This is a genomic window from Mucilaginibacter xinganensis (assembly GCF_002257585.1).
Classification (GTDB): domain Bacteria; phylum Bacteroidota; class Bacteroidia; order Sphingobacteriales; family Sphingobacteriaceae; genus Mucilaginibacter; species Mucilaginibacter xinganensis.
On record NZ_CP022743.1, the window covers coordinates 1963404 to 1981883 of the forward strand.

12 protein-coding genes and 1 tRNA gene are annotated in these 18480 nt (G+C 41.4%); 7 read left to right on the forward strand and 6 right to left on the reverse strand.

Annotated features, from left to right (window positions below):
• Nucleotide 1: 1 nt before the first annotated feature.
• Nucleotides 2-2440 carry a M56 family metallopeptidase gene (locus MuYL_RS08520; RefSeq protein ID WP_094570131.1) on the reverse strand — a complete coding sequence of 813 codons (2439 nt, stop codon included), beginning with the start codon at nucleotides 2438-2440 and terminating at the stop codon, nucleotides 2-4.
• Entirely contained in the window at nucleotides 2437-2799 is a 363-nt protein-coding gene (locus tag MuYL_RS08525; RefSeq protein WP_094570132.1) for a BlaI/MecI/CopY family transcriptional regulator, read from the reverse strand. Before MuYL_RS08525 ends, MuYL_RS08520 begins: the two co-directional genes overlap by 4 nt.
• A gap of 292 nt (nucleotides 2800-3091) precedes the next feature.
• On the opposite strand from MuYL_RS08525, the gene MuYL_RS08530 reads away from it, so the two are divergent.
• The 4 genes from MuYL_RS08530 (at nucleotide 3092) to MuYL_RS08545 (ending at nucleotide 11999) form a co-directional block, all read left to right on the forward strand.
• A complete protein-coding gene (locus MuYL_RS08530) occupies nucleotides 3092-5506 on the forward strand; it encodes an ABC transporter permease (RefSeq protein WP_094570133.1) in 2415 nt (804 codons plus the stop codon).
• 78 nt (nucleotides 5507-5584) lie between these two features.
• Nucleotides 5585-7942, forward strand: coding sequence for an ABC transporter permease (locus MuYL_RS08535; protein ID WP_094570134.1), 2358 nt, complete (start codon nucleotides 5585-5587; stop codon nucleotides 7940-7942).
• Nucleotides 7943-8104: 162 nt separating this feature from the next.
• Nucleotides 8105-9382, forward strand: coding sequence for a BamA/TamA family outer membrane protein (locus MuYL_RS08540; protein ID WP_094570135.1), 1278 nt, complete (start codon nucleotides 8105-8107; stop codon nucleotides 9380-9382).
• Between the two features lie 253 nt (nucleotides 9383-9635).
• A complete protein-coding gene (locus MuYL_RS08545; protein ID WP_094570136.1) occupies nucleotides 9636-11999 on the forward strand; it encodes an ABC transporter permease in 2364 nt (787 codons plus the stop codon).
• A gap of 6 nt (nucleotides 12000-12005) precedes the next feature.
• Here the strand turns inward: MuYL_RS08545 and MuYL_RS08550 are convergent, their stop codons facing one another.
• Complete coding sequence (locus MuYL_RS08550) at nucleotides 12006-12383, reverse strand: response regulator (protein WP_094570137.1); 378 nt, start codon at nucleotides 12381-12383, stop codon at nucleotides 12006-12008.
• Between the two features lie 111 nt (nucleotides 12384-12494).
• Between MuYL_RS08550 and MuYL_RS08555 the strand changes: the two genes are divergently transcribed.
• The gene (locus MuYL_RS08555) at nucleotides 12495-13259 is read left to right on the forward strand and encodes an SDR family NAD(P)-dependent oxidoreductase (RefSeq protein WP_094570138.1); all 765 of its coding nucleotides are present in this window, start codon (nucleotides 12495-12497) and stop codon (nucleotides 13257-13259) included.
• A gap of 38 nt (nucleotides 13260-13297) precedes the next feature.
• Here MuYL_RS08555 and MuYL_RS08560 read toward each other — a convergent pair whose 3' ends face one another.
• Together MuYL_RS08560 and MuYL_RS08565 are read right to left on the reverse strand one after the other, a co-directional pair.
• Nucleotides 13298-13675, reverse strand: a complete 378-nt coding sequence (locus MuYL_RS08560) for a response regulator (protein WP_094570139.1) — start codon at nucleotides 13673-13675, stop codon at nucleotides 13298-13300.
• Nucleotides 13676-13786: 111 nt separating this feature from the next.
• On the reverse strand, nucleotides 13787-14815 hold the full coding sequence (locus MuYL_RS08565) for an LLM class flavin-dependent oxidoreductase (RefSeq protein ID WP_094570140.1): 1029 nt from the start codon (nucleotides 14813-14815) through the stop codon (nucleotides 13787-13789).
• 153 nt (nucleotides 14816-14968) lie between these two features.
• On the opposite strand from MuYL_RS08565, the gene MuYL_RS08570 reads away from it, so the two are divergent.
• Nucleotides 14969-15460 carry a DinB family protein gene (locus MuYL_RS08570; RefSeq protein ID WP_094570141.1) on the forward strand — a complete coding sequence of 164 codons (492 nt, stop codon included), beginning with the start codon at nucleotides 14969-14971 and terminating at the stop codon, nucleotides 15458-15460.
• A gap of 267 nt (nucleotides 15461-15727) precedes the next feature.
• Here MuYL_RS08570 and MuYL_RS08575 read toward each other — a convergent pair whose 3' ends face one another.
• Complete coding sequence (locus MuYL_RS08575) at nucleotides 15728-18163, reverse strand: AsmA family protein (RefSeq protein WP_094570142.1); 2436 nt, start codon at nucleotides 18161-18163, stop codon at nucleotides 15728-15730.
• 203 nt (nucleotides 18164-18366) lie between these two features.
• On the opposite strand from MuYL_RS08575, the gene MuYL_RS08580 reads away from it, so the two are divergent.
• Nucleotides 18367-18438 (forward strand) — tRNA-Arg (locus MuYL_RS08580).
• Nucleotides 18439-18480: the final 42 nt, after the last annotated feature.

The window sequence follows — 18480 nt, forward strand, 5'->3', positions numbered from 1 at the left end:
TTTAATTGCTGAAAGCTGTTTTTAGTTGTACATATTTCCTGAGGTCCTTTGAGTTAAACCCTTTACCCCTCATTTCGGTTATGTATGCCGGCGTAACACCGGTTGCCTTGCATGATGATAATTCGTTTATAGATACGTCTTCAAAGCCCAGTTCTTTAAATCCTTTAACAAAATCAGGCGAGATGCTTAGGGCTTTTAGCGAGCTCAGTTGGTTAACGGGGATGTTTTTATAACCAACAGCTTCAAAGCTTTTTATATAATCGCCGGTAACACCTAATGCTTTTAAGGAGCTTAGGTTATTTACTGTAAGGTTTTTATATCCCATGGCTGTAAATCCCTTAATGTATTCCGGCGTTATATCCAATGATTTCAGCGTTGATAAATTATTCACGCTTAACTGGCCAAAGTTGAACGGCTCGTAGCTTTTTACAAATTCCGGCGTTATTCCCAATGATCTTAAGGTTGTAAGATTGTTCACACTTAGATTCTTGTAACCTATAGCTTCAAATGATTTTACGTAATCACCGGTAATGCCCAATGCTTTTAACGAGGTAAGGTTGTTTATGGTGAGGTTAGTATAGCCCAGATCCCTCAATCCTTTAACAAATGCCGGTGTAATATTCATCGCCTTTAAACTGGTGAGCTGGTTATAGGGTATATTTTTGTAACCGATAGCTGCAAACGACCTTACAAAATCAGAATCGATATTCATGGCTTTGTAGCTCGAAATCTCGTTAGCCGACGGTAAGCTTTCTTCGCCTGTGCTTTTACCGTCCTTTGGTTTTGCTTTCTTTAATCCGTTTATATAGTCGCCGGTAATATGCTGGGCTTTAAAACTAATGAGTTCATTAAACGAAATATTATTGTAACCCGCTTTGCGAATTTCGCTTACATAAGCGTTGTCAATATGCATGGCTTTACCTGACACCAGTTGGTTTGGGCTCAGGTCAGCAAAGCCATTTGCTTTCCACATTTTAACGTAGGGCTCATCAACCTTAAGTGCAGCCATTGAGATCAGATTGTTTTTTGAGAGATTCTTATATCCGTTCCTTTTCAGCATTGTTACGTATTCTTTTGTTACATTCACCATAAAAAAGGCAAATAAATCATCATCATTGTCCATTTCGGCAACGCCCTCCTGTTTCAAATATTCGGTAAAGGTTTTATCTACAGTAAATTTGTAGTGTCCATAACCCTCATTACCTTCAAATTTGCCATTAAATAAAACCGAACCAGCTTCTCGCTTTAAGGTAAAATCTCCTTTTTGATCCTTTGGCAAAGCGGGAAATTCACTGAGCAAAAAGCCGGAACTGTTAGACCAGTTGTGATCATCGTCATCACTTTTGAACTCAATATTTACCTTTTCGTTTTTAATAGTGGCAAACCATACGCCTGCAGACCGGTCTATATTGTAATGATTTTGCCGTAGGCTTTTTGCTTTTACTTTGGTAACCTGGCTGTATGCCACAGGGTTGTTAACAGCGCAGGCTAACACCCCCAGCAGTGGCACAAGGAAAAAGTATTTCCACATAATATGGATGTTTGATTTTTTAGCGTTCATCATAACAATGCGTTTTTTTAATAATGATTGGTTATAGTTTGTTGTAATGCCTAACGATAAATGAGGTGCAGAAACTTTCAAAAGGCTCATCTGGTAGCTTTCGCGTTCAATTTCTTTATGCCCCAGTACGGCATCATCGGTTAAAAACTCCAGGTTGTTTTCTAGCTCGCTGCGGTAAAGCCAGGCAAATGGATTAAACCATTGCAATACCAGCACCAGTTCGGCCAGTAAAATATCAAAGCTGTGCCCTTGCTGTATGTGAACCTTCTCGTGCAGCAGGATCTGGCTGTATGTATCCCAGTCGTACTTTTCAGGGTTTATAAATATGTTGTTGCCGAAGGAACAGGGCGCTTTATCGCCGGTAAGTTCAATAATCCTGAACTTGCCGTCTTTTATAACCGGCTTTGTATAGGCTTGATACAGCAGCACAACCAGTTGCAATAGCAGGTTTAAACCAAAGGCAACAACGCCTATCCAGTATAAATAAAACAACCATTTTGCCATTTTTTGTATAAACGGAACCTGGGGTTCGGCAACGGATGGGGGAGGTGTAGTTTTAACAGCAACCTTTGATTTATCGGTAGGTGCCGGCACAGCTATAGATTTTACAGCTTGCAGGGCTGCTGCCGCACCTTGCGATTGCACGGCAACCGGTTGGGGTAACACAACCGGTTGGTTATATACACCCACTGGCCTTTCGCTGCTCCGTAACGCCCACTGCTGCGGTATTGGAATAAATGGAACACCGAATGATAATGCCAAACAACATACCAGCACCAGTCGGTTTAATTGATAAAAGGTTTCTCTTTGCAGCAATATCTTATAAAACAAAATACTAACCGTTAGGAGCAATGCTACTTGCAGAATATAAGGGATCATTTTTTTTGTGATTTTATTAGGTTTACAATTTCATTTAATTCTTCTTCAGTGATCTTTTGCTCTTTGGCAAAAAACGCAAGCATACTTGGATACGAATTATCAAAATATTGGCTCACAATATCTTTCATGGCGTGTTTTTGATAAGTGTCTTTTGATATGACCGGGTAATAGCGAAAAATGTTGCCAATTATTTCATGTCCCAAAAATCCTTTGTCTTCCAAAATCTTAACCATGGTAGCAATTGTGTTATAATGAGGTTTCGGATCGGGCATTTCCTGGATAATCTCTTTTATAAAAGCATTTTCCAACTGCCATACGGCCTGCATTATTTGTTCTTCTCTTTTAGCCAGTTTTTGCATAACAACATTTTTTTTTCGTAAAGTTGATACTAATTTATTAGTATTGCAACTATTGAATTAGTATTTGTACTAATTGAATAGTATTTAATATTTAAATAGTTGATTATCAGCGATAAAAAATTTACAATCTGAATTTTTCACAAAAGGGGGGCAACCGCGGGTGTCCGTTACCGGACGGTTTTTATGCTATTATCGAACATTTGTTATTATTTAATATTTATATAAAAAGCTTATAATCAAATACTTATAAAAACGGCACAATTTTAGTCAACGGCTTAGCAAATCCTGAATTATGATCAAGAATTATTTACTCATTGCCTTCAGAAACCTTAAGAAGAACAAAGCTTTCTCTTTTATAAACATCACGGGGCTGGCCATCGGGATGGCTGCCGGATTACTGATAATTCAATACGTGGTATTTGAGTTGAGTTATGATAATTTTCATGTTAAAAAAGAAAGGGTGTTCCGTGTAGCGCAAGACAGGTATAACAACGGGAAGCTGAGCACGCAATGGGCCGCCGGTGCTTTTGCGGCAGGCAGTAAGTTTAAAGCAAATTTTCCCGAGATAGAGGACTTTGTGAAAGTAGTGGGTGCCGGGCCGGTTCTGGCTATTTACCAGGAGCAGCGCCTTAGCCTGCAAAAGGTTTATTTTAGCGGAAATTCGTTTTTTAATATTTTTAGCTACCCGCTGATCGCCGGCGACCCTAAAACAGCACTGCAGGAACCATTCTCTATAGTAATAACTGAAACCAATGCAAAAAAGCTTTTTGGTAATACAAACCCTATAGGCAAATTATTAAACTTTGGCTATGATCAGCCCGTAAAGGTAACCGGCGTTATGAAGGATTTTCCGGTTAACACACATTTTAATACGGATATATTATTGTCGTACGCCACACTTTTAAAATTTGCCGGCCCTAAAAGCGACATCGATGATCGATGGCGCAACGATGGCTGCCTTACTTACCTGCTGCTTAAGCCGGGCGCAGACCCTAAAGCGCTCGAGGCAAAGTTCGTGCCTTATGTAAATAAAGAATATGCTCAGTTTAAAGGCAGCGGTGATGGCGCAAAATATTATCTACAGCCTTTAGAGAGCATCCACCTCAAATCTCACCTTATGATGGAAGCCGGGCCGAATGGCGATGGTACGTCAGTATATCTGCTGGCCGGCATAGCCATATTTGTTATAGTTATTGCTTGGATAAACTACATAAATCTTGCCACCGCACGTGGTATTGGCAGGGCAAAAGAAGTTGGCGTGCGTAAAACCTTAGGGTCGGCCAGGGGGCAGTTAATTACGCAATTTATGATGGAGGCCCTGCTGCTTAATGGGCTCGCAATTGTGCTGGCTATAGCTTTAATAATAGTTTTTTTACCCATATTTTCTACCATATCAGGCCAGTATATAAGCCTTACATTGCTCGTTGAGCCTGCCTTTTGGGCCGGCGTTTTGGGCTTGTTTGTGCTGGGCTCATTCTTTTCGGGCTTTTACCCGGCCATGGTATTATCTGGCTTTAAGCCAGTTGAGGTAATGAAGGGTAAGCTTTCTGCCTCGCCCCGCGGCATAATGCTGCGTAAAATAATGGTGGTGTTCCAGTTTGCGGCATCCATATTTTTGCTGATTGGTTCGCTCACCGTATTTGAGCAGATCCGGTTTATGGAGCAGCAGAACCTTGGTATTAACATTAACCAAACGCTGGTTATAAAACCGCCGTTGGCCAAAGTTGATTCGTTTTACCGCAGTATGAAGGCATTTAAAAATGAAAGCCTCCGAAATTCATCAGTTAAAAGCATAACTGTATCCACATCTATACCCGGCGAACCCGTGGATTGGAACGCCGGTGGCATTAAGCTGGTGGGCACGCCTGAAAGTGAGGGTAAACAATACCGCATCATAGGCGGCGATATGGATTACCTTGGTGCATTTGGTGTGAAACTTATAGGCGGCAGGTTATTTTCGGAACAATTTAGCACAACTGACCCGCACGCAGTAGTACTTAATATAAAAGCCGCAGCACAAATGGGCTTTGATAAGCCGCTGCAGTCTATCGGTAAAAAGATTGATTTCTGGGGCGAGGTTTATACTATCATAGGTGTTGTTGACAACTACCACCAGCAATCATTACACGATGCTTATGATGCCCTTATCTTCCGCTGCATCCCTGACGTGAGGGGGCAGGTTTCGGTAAAAATAAGTACGGCCAACCTGCCGCAAACTATCGCCGCTTTAAAAAGCAACTGGAAGGCATTTTTTCCCGGCGACCAGTTTGATTATTTCTTTCTTGATCAGCATTTTAATGAACAGTATCATGCCGACAGGCAATTTGGGCAGGTGTTTGCTGCCTTTACAGGGATAGGTATTTTTGTTGCCTGCCTGGGCTTGTTTGGGTTGGTATCCTACACCATTGTACAGCGCACTAAAGAGATTGGCATTCGCAAGGTATTGGGCGCCTCTGTTAACGGAATCTTACAACTGCTGTATAAAGATTTTGCAAAGCTTGTTTTGGTGGCGTTTTTAGTTTCGGCCCCGCTTGGCTGGTACGCCTGTCACAAATGGCTGCAAACCTATGCCTTCCGGATAGATATCAGCTGGACGCTGTTTCTTATTCCGTTCATTATTGTGGTATTTATTGCCTTTGCTACGGTATCATACCTTAGCTTTAAGGCCGCCTTAATGAATCCTGTAAAAAGTTTAAAAACAGAATAAAAAGCACGCTATTTTTTAATTTTCCCGGAATATTTGAAATAAATAAAAAATATCCGACACTGCTAAATAACTGAACAAATGCTTAAAAACTATATCAAAACCGCCTGGCGTAATTTGTTAAAGAACAAATTTTATTCGCTTATAAACATCGCCGGGCTAACTGCTGGCCTGGCTATCGGAATCCTCATATTGTTATGGGTTCAGGACGAACTAAGTTTTGATAACTTTCACAAACAAACTTCCAATATTTACAGGCTGGAGCTTTTTGGCGGTACAGGAGCCAGCAAGCAGATCTGGACGGTTGGTGTTGCGCCAATGGGGCCGCTGCTAAAGCAACAACTGCCCGAAGTGAAGGATGCGGTGCGACTTACCGGTAACTATAATTTTTCGCTTTATAAGTTTAAAGACAAAGTTTTTGGGGATGAAAATGCAACTTTTGCCGACCCCTCGTTTTTCTCGGTGTTCGACTTCTCGATTGTTCAGGGTGATGCATCAAAACCGTTTGCAAATGACAATTCTGTTGTGATCACTAAGAAAACAGCTGAGAAGTTCTTTGGCGGCGAGAACCCATTAGGCAAGGTTATCATTGCAGATGAAAAGGAGAACTTTACAGTGAGTGCTGTGATTAATGATTTTCCTAAAAACTCCAGGTTTGACTTTGACATGATCATGCCAATGAGCTACCATGTAAAAAGTATGCTTGCTCAAAAAAATGATGTTAATTCTAATTTTTCACACTTCTCCTACGAGACTTATTTGCAGCTAAAACAGGGTGTTTCCTTAAATAATCTTGCGGTAAGGATCCGGCAGATCCACCTTAACCATAAACCGGAGGATACTGATGCCGAATACCTTTTGCTGCCCTTATCCAAGATGCATTTATATAATGCCGACCTTACTGATAAAGGAATGAGCACTGTCAGGATCTTTATCGTGGTAGCGTTGCTGATACTGGTTATTGCATGTATCAATTACGTTAATCTTTCAACCGCCCGTTCCATGCTGCGGTCAAAAGAAATAAGTATGCGTAAAATTGTGGGTGCTGCAAAAATCCAACTTTTTATGCAGTTTATAGTTGAAACAGCGCTGCTATTTTCCCTTGCGGTTATCCTGGCGCTTTTCGTTATTTCGGCCTTAATGCCGGCTTTTAACCAGTTGGCTGGTAAACAACTGTCGCTCAATTTGTCCGATTACCACGTATGGACAATTATACTTTTATCTATCGCCGGTACTTTGGCGGCCTCCAGTATTTATCCCGCCCTTTTGTTGTCCTCATTTGAGCCGTTAAAGGCATTAAAGGGGAAGATTTCAGCAGGGATAGGCGATGTAATGTTCCGTAAAATACTGGTTGTTACACAGTTTGTTTTTTCAGTGGTGCTCATAATTGGCACAATAGTTATTACGAGCCAGTTAAATTATATCCGCTCAAAAAAATTGGGGTACGACAAAACCAACGTCTTTTCGTTCTGGATGCGCGATGCTGCCAAACACTACGACGCTGTAAAAGCTGAATTATTAAAACAGCCGGGCGTATTGGCTGTAACGCGGTCAAATCAAAATATTGTAAGGTTCGGCGGAATGTCGGGTGATAACGACTGGGATGGTAAAGCTCCAAACTCAACTTTTATCGTTCACCCGATCGTGATAGATAAAGACTTCATCCCGTTCTTTAAAATGCAGCTGATAGCGGGCGCATCATTTACGGGAGCAGCAAGTGATACCGCAAACTATATTTTAAATGAAGCCGCAATTAACGAGATGGGATTGAAAAACCCTATCGGCAAGCGCTTCCGGATGAATACCATTACCGGTAAAATAATAGGGGTGGTTAAGGATTTTCATTATGCATCAATGAAAGAAAAAATAGCACCTGCGCTGTTCTGGTATGCACCGCAATATTTTAGCACTGTTTATGTAAAAACCACCACAAACGATGCGAAGAAAGCAATAGCTGCCGCACAGGTGCAGTTTAAACAATACAACGGGCAATATCCTTTTGGTTACGCTTTTTTAGATGATGTATTTAACGGCCTTTACCAATCAGAACAACGCGAAGGAACATTGTTTAATTATTTTGCCGCAATAGCCATTATGATCTCCTGCCTGGGCTTGTTGGGTCTTGCTGCGTTTACCGCTCAGGTTCGTACGCGAGAAATTGGCGTACGTAAAGTATTGGGCGCCAGCGTGGGCCGAATTGTAGGTTTGCTTGCACAGGATTTTATAAAACTGGTGTTTATCGCCATTATAATTGCAATCCCGGTTGCTTGGTTTGCCATGCACAGTTGGCTGCAAAGTTTTGCTTATCGCATTAATTTAAGCTGGTGGGTATTTGTGGCAGCGGGAGCAATCGCTATTGTAATTGCTTTTGTCACTATCAGCTTTCAGTCTGTTAAAGCCGCGCTTACAAACCCCGTTAAAAGTTTACGCAGTGAATGATTTTATAAACATACTATCAGGATGCTGACACTAACGTTTTTATTTAAATATTGAGTCGATTTTGTAACAGAATGACTACTTTCGAGCCTAATTGTAAACCGTTTTTGGTTATATAAAACAGGGTGTTGAATTTCAATTAGCCCGGTTATTTTAAATGGGCTTATGAAGTTTTTTCTATCGTTAGGTATTTTTATTGTTTCTATATTGTTGGCGGCGCAGCTATCTGCACAGCAAAACCCGGTGATTTTAAAGAGAATTCCTGTCGGGCGCAAAGTTGGAGTAATAAAAGATACTGTTACGATTGATACGTTAAGCAGTAATAACAAAGTCAGCATTCGTGATCAAAAAGACATCGGCGATGTATTAACCAAGCTATTTCACAGCAAACCAAGTCCAGAGGTTGATTCAATTACATCTAAGCCCGAAATTTCATTAGCTCCCGCAATAGGCTATACCTTATTATCCAGATTTGCACTGGTGCTTTCGGGGAATGCTATTTTTAAAACGGGTCCACAATCTCGGATCTCAACGGTTATCGCAAGCGCGTCATATACACAAAACAAGCAGTTGATATTACCTGTTCAAACCAATATTTGGAGTAAGGACAACAGATATAATTTTGTGGGCGAATATCAATATTATAAATACCCGCAAAGCACATACGGACTCGGCAGTAATTCAAATATTAAGAATGCAGATCCGATGGATTATTCTTATTTTAAATTTTATCAAACTGCCCTGAGGCGTATAGCAGGTAATTTGTATGCCGGGCTTGGTTTCATATTTGGCACACACTGGAATATTTCTGATAAGGGTGATATAAATGGCGCGATACCGGACTATGCTGTTTACGGAAAAGCTTCACACACGGTAGCCTCAGGGCTAACCTTTAATATGCTGCTTGATTCAAGGGATAATGCGATAAACCCATTAAAAGGCGGCTATGCAGCCATCCAATACCGCGACAATTATAGCTTTTTGGGAAGCACCACGCCGTGGCGTTCACTGATCATTGATTTACGCAAGTATTTCAGGCTTTCTGATAATTCAGATAACGTGCTGGCATTTTGGAGTTATAACTGGTTGATATTAAGCGGCAGGCCCGGATATCTTGATTTACCAAGTACGCAGTGGGATGGCAATTCCGCCACCGGCAGGGGATATATCCAGGGCAGGTTTCGCGGGGCGCAGATGGTGTACCTGGAGAGTGAGTACCGGTTTAAAATTACCAGGAACGGCTTGCTTGGCGGTGTGTTGTTTTTAAACGGAGAATCGTTTTCTGCAGCGCCGGGAACCAGTTTACAACGCATCCAGCCTGGCTACGGGCCCGGCTTGCGTTTAAAACTCAATAAAAAGTCAAATACCAATATTACAATTGACTATGGCTTTGGCCGGCAAGGGTCAAACGGGTTATTTATTGACGTTGGCGAGGCCTTTTAGGTGCTTAATTTATATCTGACATAACGCATAATATAACGTACAAACAGATATTAAAATTGGAGCAGGCAGCAACCCGATCTGTATGGTGTCTCAAATTCGTTAAAGCTAAGCGGTCTGAAAATTAATTCCGGTTTATTGTTATTAATTCAAATTGTTAAATCCTGTTAAAACTTGTTAAATATCTGTTAATCAGTTATTAAATAGTCTTTGGCGTAGCGCGTATCAGTTACATTTGTGTACCAACAATTGTATCATGATAAAAAGCTATTTTAAAATCGCCTGGCGTAATATTATCCGTCATAAAAGTTTTTCATTCATCAATATCGGCGGTTTGTCAATAGGTATTGCGGCATGTCTTCTTATCTCATTGTATGTGCACTACCAGCTAAGTTATGATGGGTATCAAGTAAAAAAAGACAGGATAATTCGCATCACCAACTTGATGCATACGCCCGAAAATGATAATGTTAACATGGCGTTAACGCCTGCGCTGTTGGCTTCAGCATTAAATCATAACTATCCAGAGGTAGAAACTGCTGTACGCTTTGAGCCGGACGGCGGTATAATGAAGGTGAATAATCAATTGTTCAGAGAGGATAATGTTTATAAAGCAGATGCCAATATATTTAACGTTTTTACTTTCAAATTTGCAGCAGGCGATCCTTTTCAGGCGCTTCGCGACCCAAGCAGTATGGTGATAAGTGAAACGCTGGCGAAAAAATATTTCACCAGCGGCGATGCTATTGGCAAAAGCATTAACCATAATGGCAAAACTTACCGGGTATCAGCCGTGTTTTATGATTTGCCGGAAAATTCAGACATGAAAATCAGCGCCCTTTTTGCAGGCGACTATTCAAAAGTAACAACCTGGCTGGCCGATGATTTTTCAGTTTACACTTTTGTGCTTTTTAAACAAAAACCTGATTTAACAGCTTTTGAAAACAAGCTGGCGAAGATCTCTAAACAGCAGATCCAGCCGGAGTTAAATAAAATAGGTGCGGTAAAATACTCCATGAAATTTAACACGGAGTATTTGGCCGGTGTGCATTTTAGCGAGGGGAAATTAGGCGACGTTGTGAAAGGCGATAAACAGCTGGTTTATATTTTCTCGGCGTTATCAATAGTAATATTGGTAATCGCGTTGCTAAATTATATCAATCTGTCAACCGCCAGGGCTGCCGAAAGGGCAAAGGAAGTAGGGGTACGAAAAGTGAACGGTGCAGTTCAATCAAGCCTTGTGGGTCAGTTTTTGTTCGAGTCTTTTTTTGTTACCCTAATTGCACTGGTCATAGCCATTGCTTTAACAATAATAATGTTGCCGTTTTTAAATACCCTGCTTCAAATCAACATCTCTTTCTGGAGTTCGTTGATTAGTTTCCTTGTTATTTGCGGACTGGTTTTAGCCTCATCGTTATTAACAGGCTTATACCCGGCATTCGTATTGTCAGCTTTTCAGCCCATCACTGCCTTAAAGGGAAATTTTAAACATGTAGCAAAGGGGATAACTATGAGGAAAGTTATTACTGTTACCCAGTTTGTAATAGCAACGGTTATGATAGCGGGGGCATTCATTATGAACCGCCAGATAAATTACGTCCGGAACAGGTCATTGGGTTATGATAAAAACCAGGTATTAAGTATATCGCTGCCTTCAGATTCAGTGGCATTGCTGCGGGTTACGCCCTTTAATAATGCACTTCGGCAATTGAGCCAGGTAAAAGGCACCTCCGTTCAAAATGGGCTGTCAATAATTAACGGTATCCAGGCTAAGTCAACCACTATGATTAAATCAAATGGTACTAAGCGGGAATTAATGTCAAATTACTTTTCTGTTGATGATAAATTTATCCCCATACTGAATATGAAGCTTGCTGCCGGCAGAAATTTTTCAGAAAGTATGGCCACCGATAAAAAGGAAGGTTTTATTGTAAACGAGGCATTTGTAAAGCAGGTAGGGTGGAGCAATCCAATAGGCCAGCCTATAGAAGGATTTGATCATAAAGGATATGTAGTGGGTGTAGTTAAGAATTTTAATTACGAATCTATGCACAGTCCAATTGCACCGTTGGTAATGGTTTATACTACCTTTCGGCCTTCATCTGTTTTAGTAAAAATAAATCCAAATAACCTCCAACTGGTAAAAAATACATGGCAGACCTATTTTCCCGACGTGCCTTTTACTTTTGAGTTTATGGATAGCGCATTTAATATTGTTTATCAAAAGGATGTAACCAGTATTAAACTGTTTAACTACTTTACCATCCTTTCAATTGTTTTAGCCTGCCTGGGGTTGTACGGGCTTGCTCACCTAATGGCAACTCAGCGTACCAAAGAAATCGGGATCCGTAAGGTATTGGGCGCCGCAGTAAACCGGTTAATTATTTTGCTCGTAAAAGATTTTGTAAAGTTGATAGCTATAGCGGCTATTTTAGCCATTCCGGCCACCTGGCTCATAATGAACAAGTGGCTTACTTTATATGCTTATCACATTAATATCAATTGGTGGCTACTGGTTACACCTGTTTTTATGATCCTGCTCATTTCAATTTTGGTGATAAGTTATCAAACCATAAAAGTAGCGGTTACAAACCCGGTAAAAAGCTTAAAGAGCGAATGAAATATTTTATGCGTGTGCCATACTAGCTTCAATGCACTCTTTCACTGTTTTCAATACTTCAGCTATGTCAAATGGTTTGGCAATAAAAGCATCAGACCCGTAGTTGCCCAGTGAGTCAAGTACTCTTGGATATGCCGATAGCATAATAACGGGTATTGCAGAAGTTTCTTTGGTAGTTTTGATTTCATGGCAAAGTTCTCCGCCATTTATTCTTTCCAATAAAAAATCAAGCATTACAAGGTCGGGAGCGAATTGAGCAATGCTCTTTGTTATGGAATCAGTGTAATTTAGCCCTGTTACCTCGTATCCTTCCAGTTCAAGAAGCTCTTTAAGTATATTTAAGATATCCTGGTTATCTTCTACCAATAGGATTTTTTTTGCCATGTTTGATAATAGGTGGATTTATAACATTTAACGGCAACTATTGTTTAAAAAATATTTGTATAGAAACCAATGGCAGGCGCTCAGGTTTGCCGCAAAAACGTACTTTTATAAATGACTTTTGATTTTAAAGATAAGGATATACTGATCACCGGGGGCTCTGGTGGTATAGGAAGCGTTACCGCACGGTTATTTGCAGAGGCCGGCGCCAATGTCATAATTACCTATAACAATAATTTGGATGCGGCTAAACAGGTAATTTCTTCGCTTAAACCAGGTAATCACAGCATATACCAGCTGGATATAGCCATTCCGGAAGTTGTTCAGGAATTTTTTAGTTTATATTCAGAAAAATATAAAAAGCTGGATGTATTGGTTAACAATGCTGCAATATTTACAGAACATAAAATCCTTGAAACCAGTTACGAAAACTGGCAGAAAAGCTGGGACGATACACTTAGGGCTAACCTGGCCGGGCCCGCTAACATGTGCTATTTTGCGTCGCGTTTAATGATCAACCAAAACGGCGGAAAAATTATCAATATTTCGTCAAGGGGAGCATTTAGAGGTGAGCCTGATCATCCTGCTTATGGCGCAAGTAAAGCCGGATTGAACGCCATGAGCCAATCGCTGGCCATTGCTTTGGCTCCGCATAACATCAGTGTGCATGTTATTGCTCCGGGGTTTGTAGAAACTGATATGGCGGCGGGTGTGTTAAATAGCCCCGCGGGCGAGCAGATCAGGAAGCAAAGCCCTTTTGGCAGGGTTGCCAGGCCGGAAGAGGTGGCCCGGTTGATTGCAGTATATGCCAGTGAAGGGCTTGAATTTACAAGTGCAGGTATTGTTGATATTAACGGCGCATCGTATTTGCGGGGCTAATCTGCACACTTGTCTTAGGCCGGGTAACTACAGATTTTTTAAGCAAGCACAGGTCGCTTTGATAAACAGCGTTCAACCATGTGCATCACGGCATCTATATTAAATGGTTTTGCAATAAAGCCGTCACATCCATAGTCGCCCAGCGATTCTATAAACCGTGGATAACCGGAAAGTATGATAACCGGCAATGGCTGCGTTGTTGCATTGTTTTTTAATTCGCGGCATAATTCTCCGCCGTTTACCCCGGGGAGTAAAAAATCCAGCATCACCAGGTCGGGTTTGTGCTGCCATACACTTTCTGTAATGGACGGGGTGTGATTTAATCCGGCTACTTCATAGCCCTCTTCATTCAGCAGGTCTGTTAAGATGCAAAGTATATCATAGTCATCTTCAACGATAAGGATTCTCTTCGACATAAGATTGGCAATTGGTGATGATATAACAGCTAAACAAATGTTTTTGTTTAAAACTATCCAATCAAAAATAGGGCGATCTTTTGTCTTTAAAGTTAGGGGAATGTTATAAAATTAAGCCAATGCTTTTCTTACCGCGGGCGCTATTTTAGTACCATATAGTTCTATAGCCTTTAATACATCTGCATGCCGGGTGTGCCCGGTAACCAGTTGCGCCACAAACCTCGTGTTTTTAAAAAGTTCATGCTGCATCAGAATCTTATCAACAGCCTGCGACACGTCACCTACAATTAATGGTCCGTCTTTTCTTAACCATTCAAAATTTTGCCGGTTCATCGGGTCCCACCCGCGATCCCTGCCCACGCGGTTCATTAGCGCTTCATACGAAGGATAAAACTCATCGGCTGCGCGGCCTGAATTTTCAGCTACATAAAACTGTGATGAAATTGCCAGTTGCAGTTTAGCAACATCGTGCCCCGCCTTAGCTGCCGATTCCCTGTACAATTCTACAAAAGGAACAAAGTGTTTTGGTGCACTGCCCAGTATAGCGATGATCATTGGTAAATTTAAACTGCCGGCGCGTTTGGCAGATGCGGGTGTGCCGCCCACGCCTATCCAAACAGGAAGCGACTGCTGCAATGGCCGCGGATATACGCCCTGGTTAACAACAGGGGAACGGAACTTGCCCTTCCAATTCAGCATTTCATGCTTATTGATCTCTAAAAATAGCTCCAGCTTTTCTGTAAAAAGCGCATCGTAATCGTCAAGGTCAAAACCAAATAGCGGGAATGATTCAATAAACGATCCACGCCCGGCAATCATTTCAGCCCGGCCGCCTGAAATTAGGTCAACGGTAGCAAAGTTTTGAAAGGTTCTTAACGGATCGGCAGAACTTAAAACGGTTACCGAACTGGATAACCGGATGTTTTTGGTGATAGCAGCAGCGCCTGCCATCAGTATTTCAGGAGCGGATATTACGAAGTCAGACCTGTGGTGTTCGCCGAATGCAAAAACGTCAAGCCCAACCTCATCAGCCAGTTTAACCTCCTCAAGTAATTCCTGAACGCGTTTGTGTGCATTTACTGCTCCGCCTGGTTTATTGTCAGGCGTTACTTCGCCGAATGTACTGATGCCTAATTCCATATTAATTTTCGTAGTCCGGGAAAATTCTCCTGTAATTTTTTGTTACGATACAAAATTACCCATTTATTTTTGCTGCGCCCGGCGAAGCGTCAGGCAGGCGTCAATTTTCGTTTTGCTGCCTGAATATTGCCTGTACAGACCCATCTTTACCAAATGAATCAGCAAAAAATATTTGTACAAATGGCGCTGCACAGCTGGAATACTCAGCTTGCACGTGCCGAAAAAATATTCAGCAGCTTTAGCGAAGCCGCATTTTATTTGCCTGTAGCGCCCGGTAAAAACCGGGTCATTTACTTATACGGACATCTTGCCGCATATCACGATGCGCTCAAGGAAACACTGGGAATAGGTAAACGCACAGAGCCTGAATTTGCTGCTATATTTCTGCAAAATCCGGATGACAGCGATGCTGTGATGCCATCAATAACTGAATTGAAGAAATACTGGGAGCTTGTCCACAGCGAATTAAATGAACTGTTTGCCAATACGTCCGAAGATGACTGGTTTAAACGGCATAATGCAATGACCGACGAAGATTTTGAAAAAGATCCATCACGAAACCGTTTGAGCGTGCTGCTGAACAGGGCCAACCACATTGCTTATCACATTGGGCAGGTAATTTTGGTTAACCCCGGAAATAGTTAACGTTTTCCGGGTTAATTAACGTGAATTCTATATAGATATTAATGAAACATGTTAGTTATCAGTTATTTACATCTGGTTATTCCTTTGTAAAAATCAAATGTGCTGATAATCAGCATGTTTCACTTTGTTCCGGGTGTTCCGCATGCAAAAATGGAACGCGTTAGCGGCGTGAATACAAAAACTCACCTCATCTAAAACCCGGTTTCGCGCGGTTGCAGCGCGGTTTAGGTGTTAGGCGGCCTTTCGCTTATGTTGCACTCCAGTTAATTAAAAGCCTAATATTTTGTGGTCCTTATTCCAGCCTATTTTTAGCTTTCCGCTTTCATCATCGCTGGCACGGATGTGCAATACAACGCCCCGGTTTCTTCTTTTGGCCAGCTTAACTGAATCTGTGATATCAGCATCATTTTTTGGGTTACGCAGCGGCACATCCATTGTGATGTCCGTCCCGGTTTTTAGCCCGTAGGTGCCCGCTATATCGGCATTCAGCACGCTGGAGTTAAGCTGCATGGGGTTGATAACAATCTTGTCGCCCCTGATCTCAAAGTTAGCATCTAAACGCGGGATGGTGATCTCTCTGAGGTTTCGAAAAGGAAACGCAAACTTACCGACATTGATCAGCGGTTTGTAATTGAGCAATGCCGCATTTTGCAGGTTAATACTCGAGGTGCCGAAAATTGAAAGCGGCACCAGCCCGCCCGCATTACTGAGCCGGCCGGTAATTTTTGTGGTGGACGATAAAAAACCTTTAAGATTTTGATAGGTAATATCGGTAAGCCCGAAATTATCGAACGCTAAAAAGAATTCGCGGACATTTACATTATTTACAGTAGTATTCAGATTAAAATGATTCTGTGTTTTATCCTGGTAAATATTACCCCTCAGCTTTAGTGATCCGCCTGCATGCTTCACACTTGCATTACTTATCTGCACGCCATCGTCAGAAAGGTGAAGGTCAGCAACGGCGTCAGTAGCAAGAAATTTATTATAATGTACATTTGCCGCATTAATATGGATAGCTGCCTGCGCCTTATCCAAAACGGTGCCCAGCTGATCTACAATGTTCCCGCTGTTCCTCCTGTTAACCTTTTTTGTTTCAACATGCTGCCGGGTGCCCAGAAACCCGATAAACTCCCCGATATATAGCTGTGGGCTGTTAATTTGCCAGTCGATTACAATTTTCTCAGGCGCGTTGTAATAAAGGTTCAGGAAGTTATTGATCCTGCCCTTCATCAATACGACGCTCCTGCCGCTTTGCACCCGGATGTGATCTACAGTAAGGTCCTTTTTAGTAAAATGAAAAGAAACAGATGTGTTTTTAAAAGCAATATTACGCGGAACATAATTGATATCCGCATTTCTTAAATTGATATCGCCGGTCACTATCGGTTTATTAATCAGGTAATCAACAATATCGGCTTTGTAATGCAGTGTCATATCGGCTGTGCCTTTGCTAAACCTGGCCACGCTGCTGCCAAAAAGATAGTTGAAGTTAGTTGCCGGGAAGTTAGACTTGAAATTACCCGTGGCAATTGGTTTTTCCAGGTTGATAATACTGCCGGTATCAATAACGAAAGGCAAATGTCCATAACTGCCTTGAAATGCCGACAACCTAATAATAGAATTTGCATCGGTAAACCCTTTTCCTTTAATATAATTGTTAGTGAAAACTCCTTTAAAACTCACATCGTCAATAACCCAGCCCGGGCCGCTAAGTTTATTGTTGTTAACACCTGCGGTAATATAAAGGAACGGGTCGCCCGGGCCAAAGGTGCCTTTAATTGTGGCAGTAATGGCAATTGGTTTGTCAAGATTAAACAGGTTGAGCTTTTGGGAGATGTTAGGAGCCAGCAGGGATGAAGCATGCCGCCACAAAAGTTGATCGGCCGTAATAAAAAAGGTAAAATCAGCAGGCTTCTTTTTGGTGTTAAAACTTGCAGTTACATTAAAATCATCTCCGCCAATACTAAAATCATCAGAACGTACGCTGATAACCCCGGTGCTGCTGTTGTAGCCGCCCTTTAATCTACCCTCAATCAGTTTGTTCTTTATAAAGCTTCCATGAACAGTACTGAAGGCCATGCTCCTTGCCATAACCTTAAGATCCGTTTCCGCTGCCCAGCCTGTGTCAGGAAAGTTTATTTTTCCGTTGAGTCGTTCTACTTCAAATTTGAACAGCTTTTTAGCTTTACGGTCATCAACAGTAAAGATCACTTCTTTTAAATTAAATTTGCCAATTTGAGTAAGGTCATTCTTGCCGGTACCCTTATTTGCCTTAGTAGTATCTTTTTTAAAGATGGATGTGTTAGTGTAGCCGCTGCTATCGGTAAACAAATCTATATTGGCACCGGTTATATCAATGTGGTCAATATTTACGTTGCCCTTAAGCAATTGCTTAAAATTTACGGCTACGTCAAAACTCCTGGTATTTAGTAAAGTATGATGATGGCGTTCAAATTGTTTATCACGTAGGGACACATTTTCCAACTTAACCGAAAGGGAGGGGAACCTTTCAAAAAGTGAAGTTTTTACATCGCCTACAGTCAGCTTACCGTCCAGGTTTTTATTAAGTTCGGCGGTAACCATGGCTATAACCTTTGTTTTGTGACTGGAGATGTAAATAGAAAGGCCCGCCAAAACAACTATAAAAAACAGTACAAGGGAAGCAAATATTATTAACGAAATTTTTAACCAGCGGGCCATAATAGATAAATATAAGTTTTAAAACTGTAATCGGGCTGCCAAAACTAACGCACCTTTAAATAATTACAATAAACGATTACCATGGGATTGTCCGCTTAAATAACCAGGTTTACAGTTCTTTAAAAACATAACAGCGCTTTATCAATAGTGTTTAAAAGTCCGGTTAAATTAAATACGGAAATATCTTATATTTGCCGCACAACGCTCCCGTAGTTCAATGGATAGAATTATGGTTTCCGGTACCATCGATATGAGTTCGAATCTCGTCGGGAGCACAAAGCGGGACAACGTCAAATTTGATATAGTTGTCCCGCTTT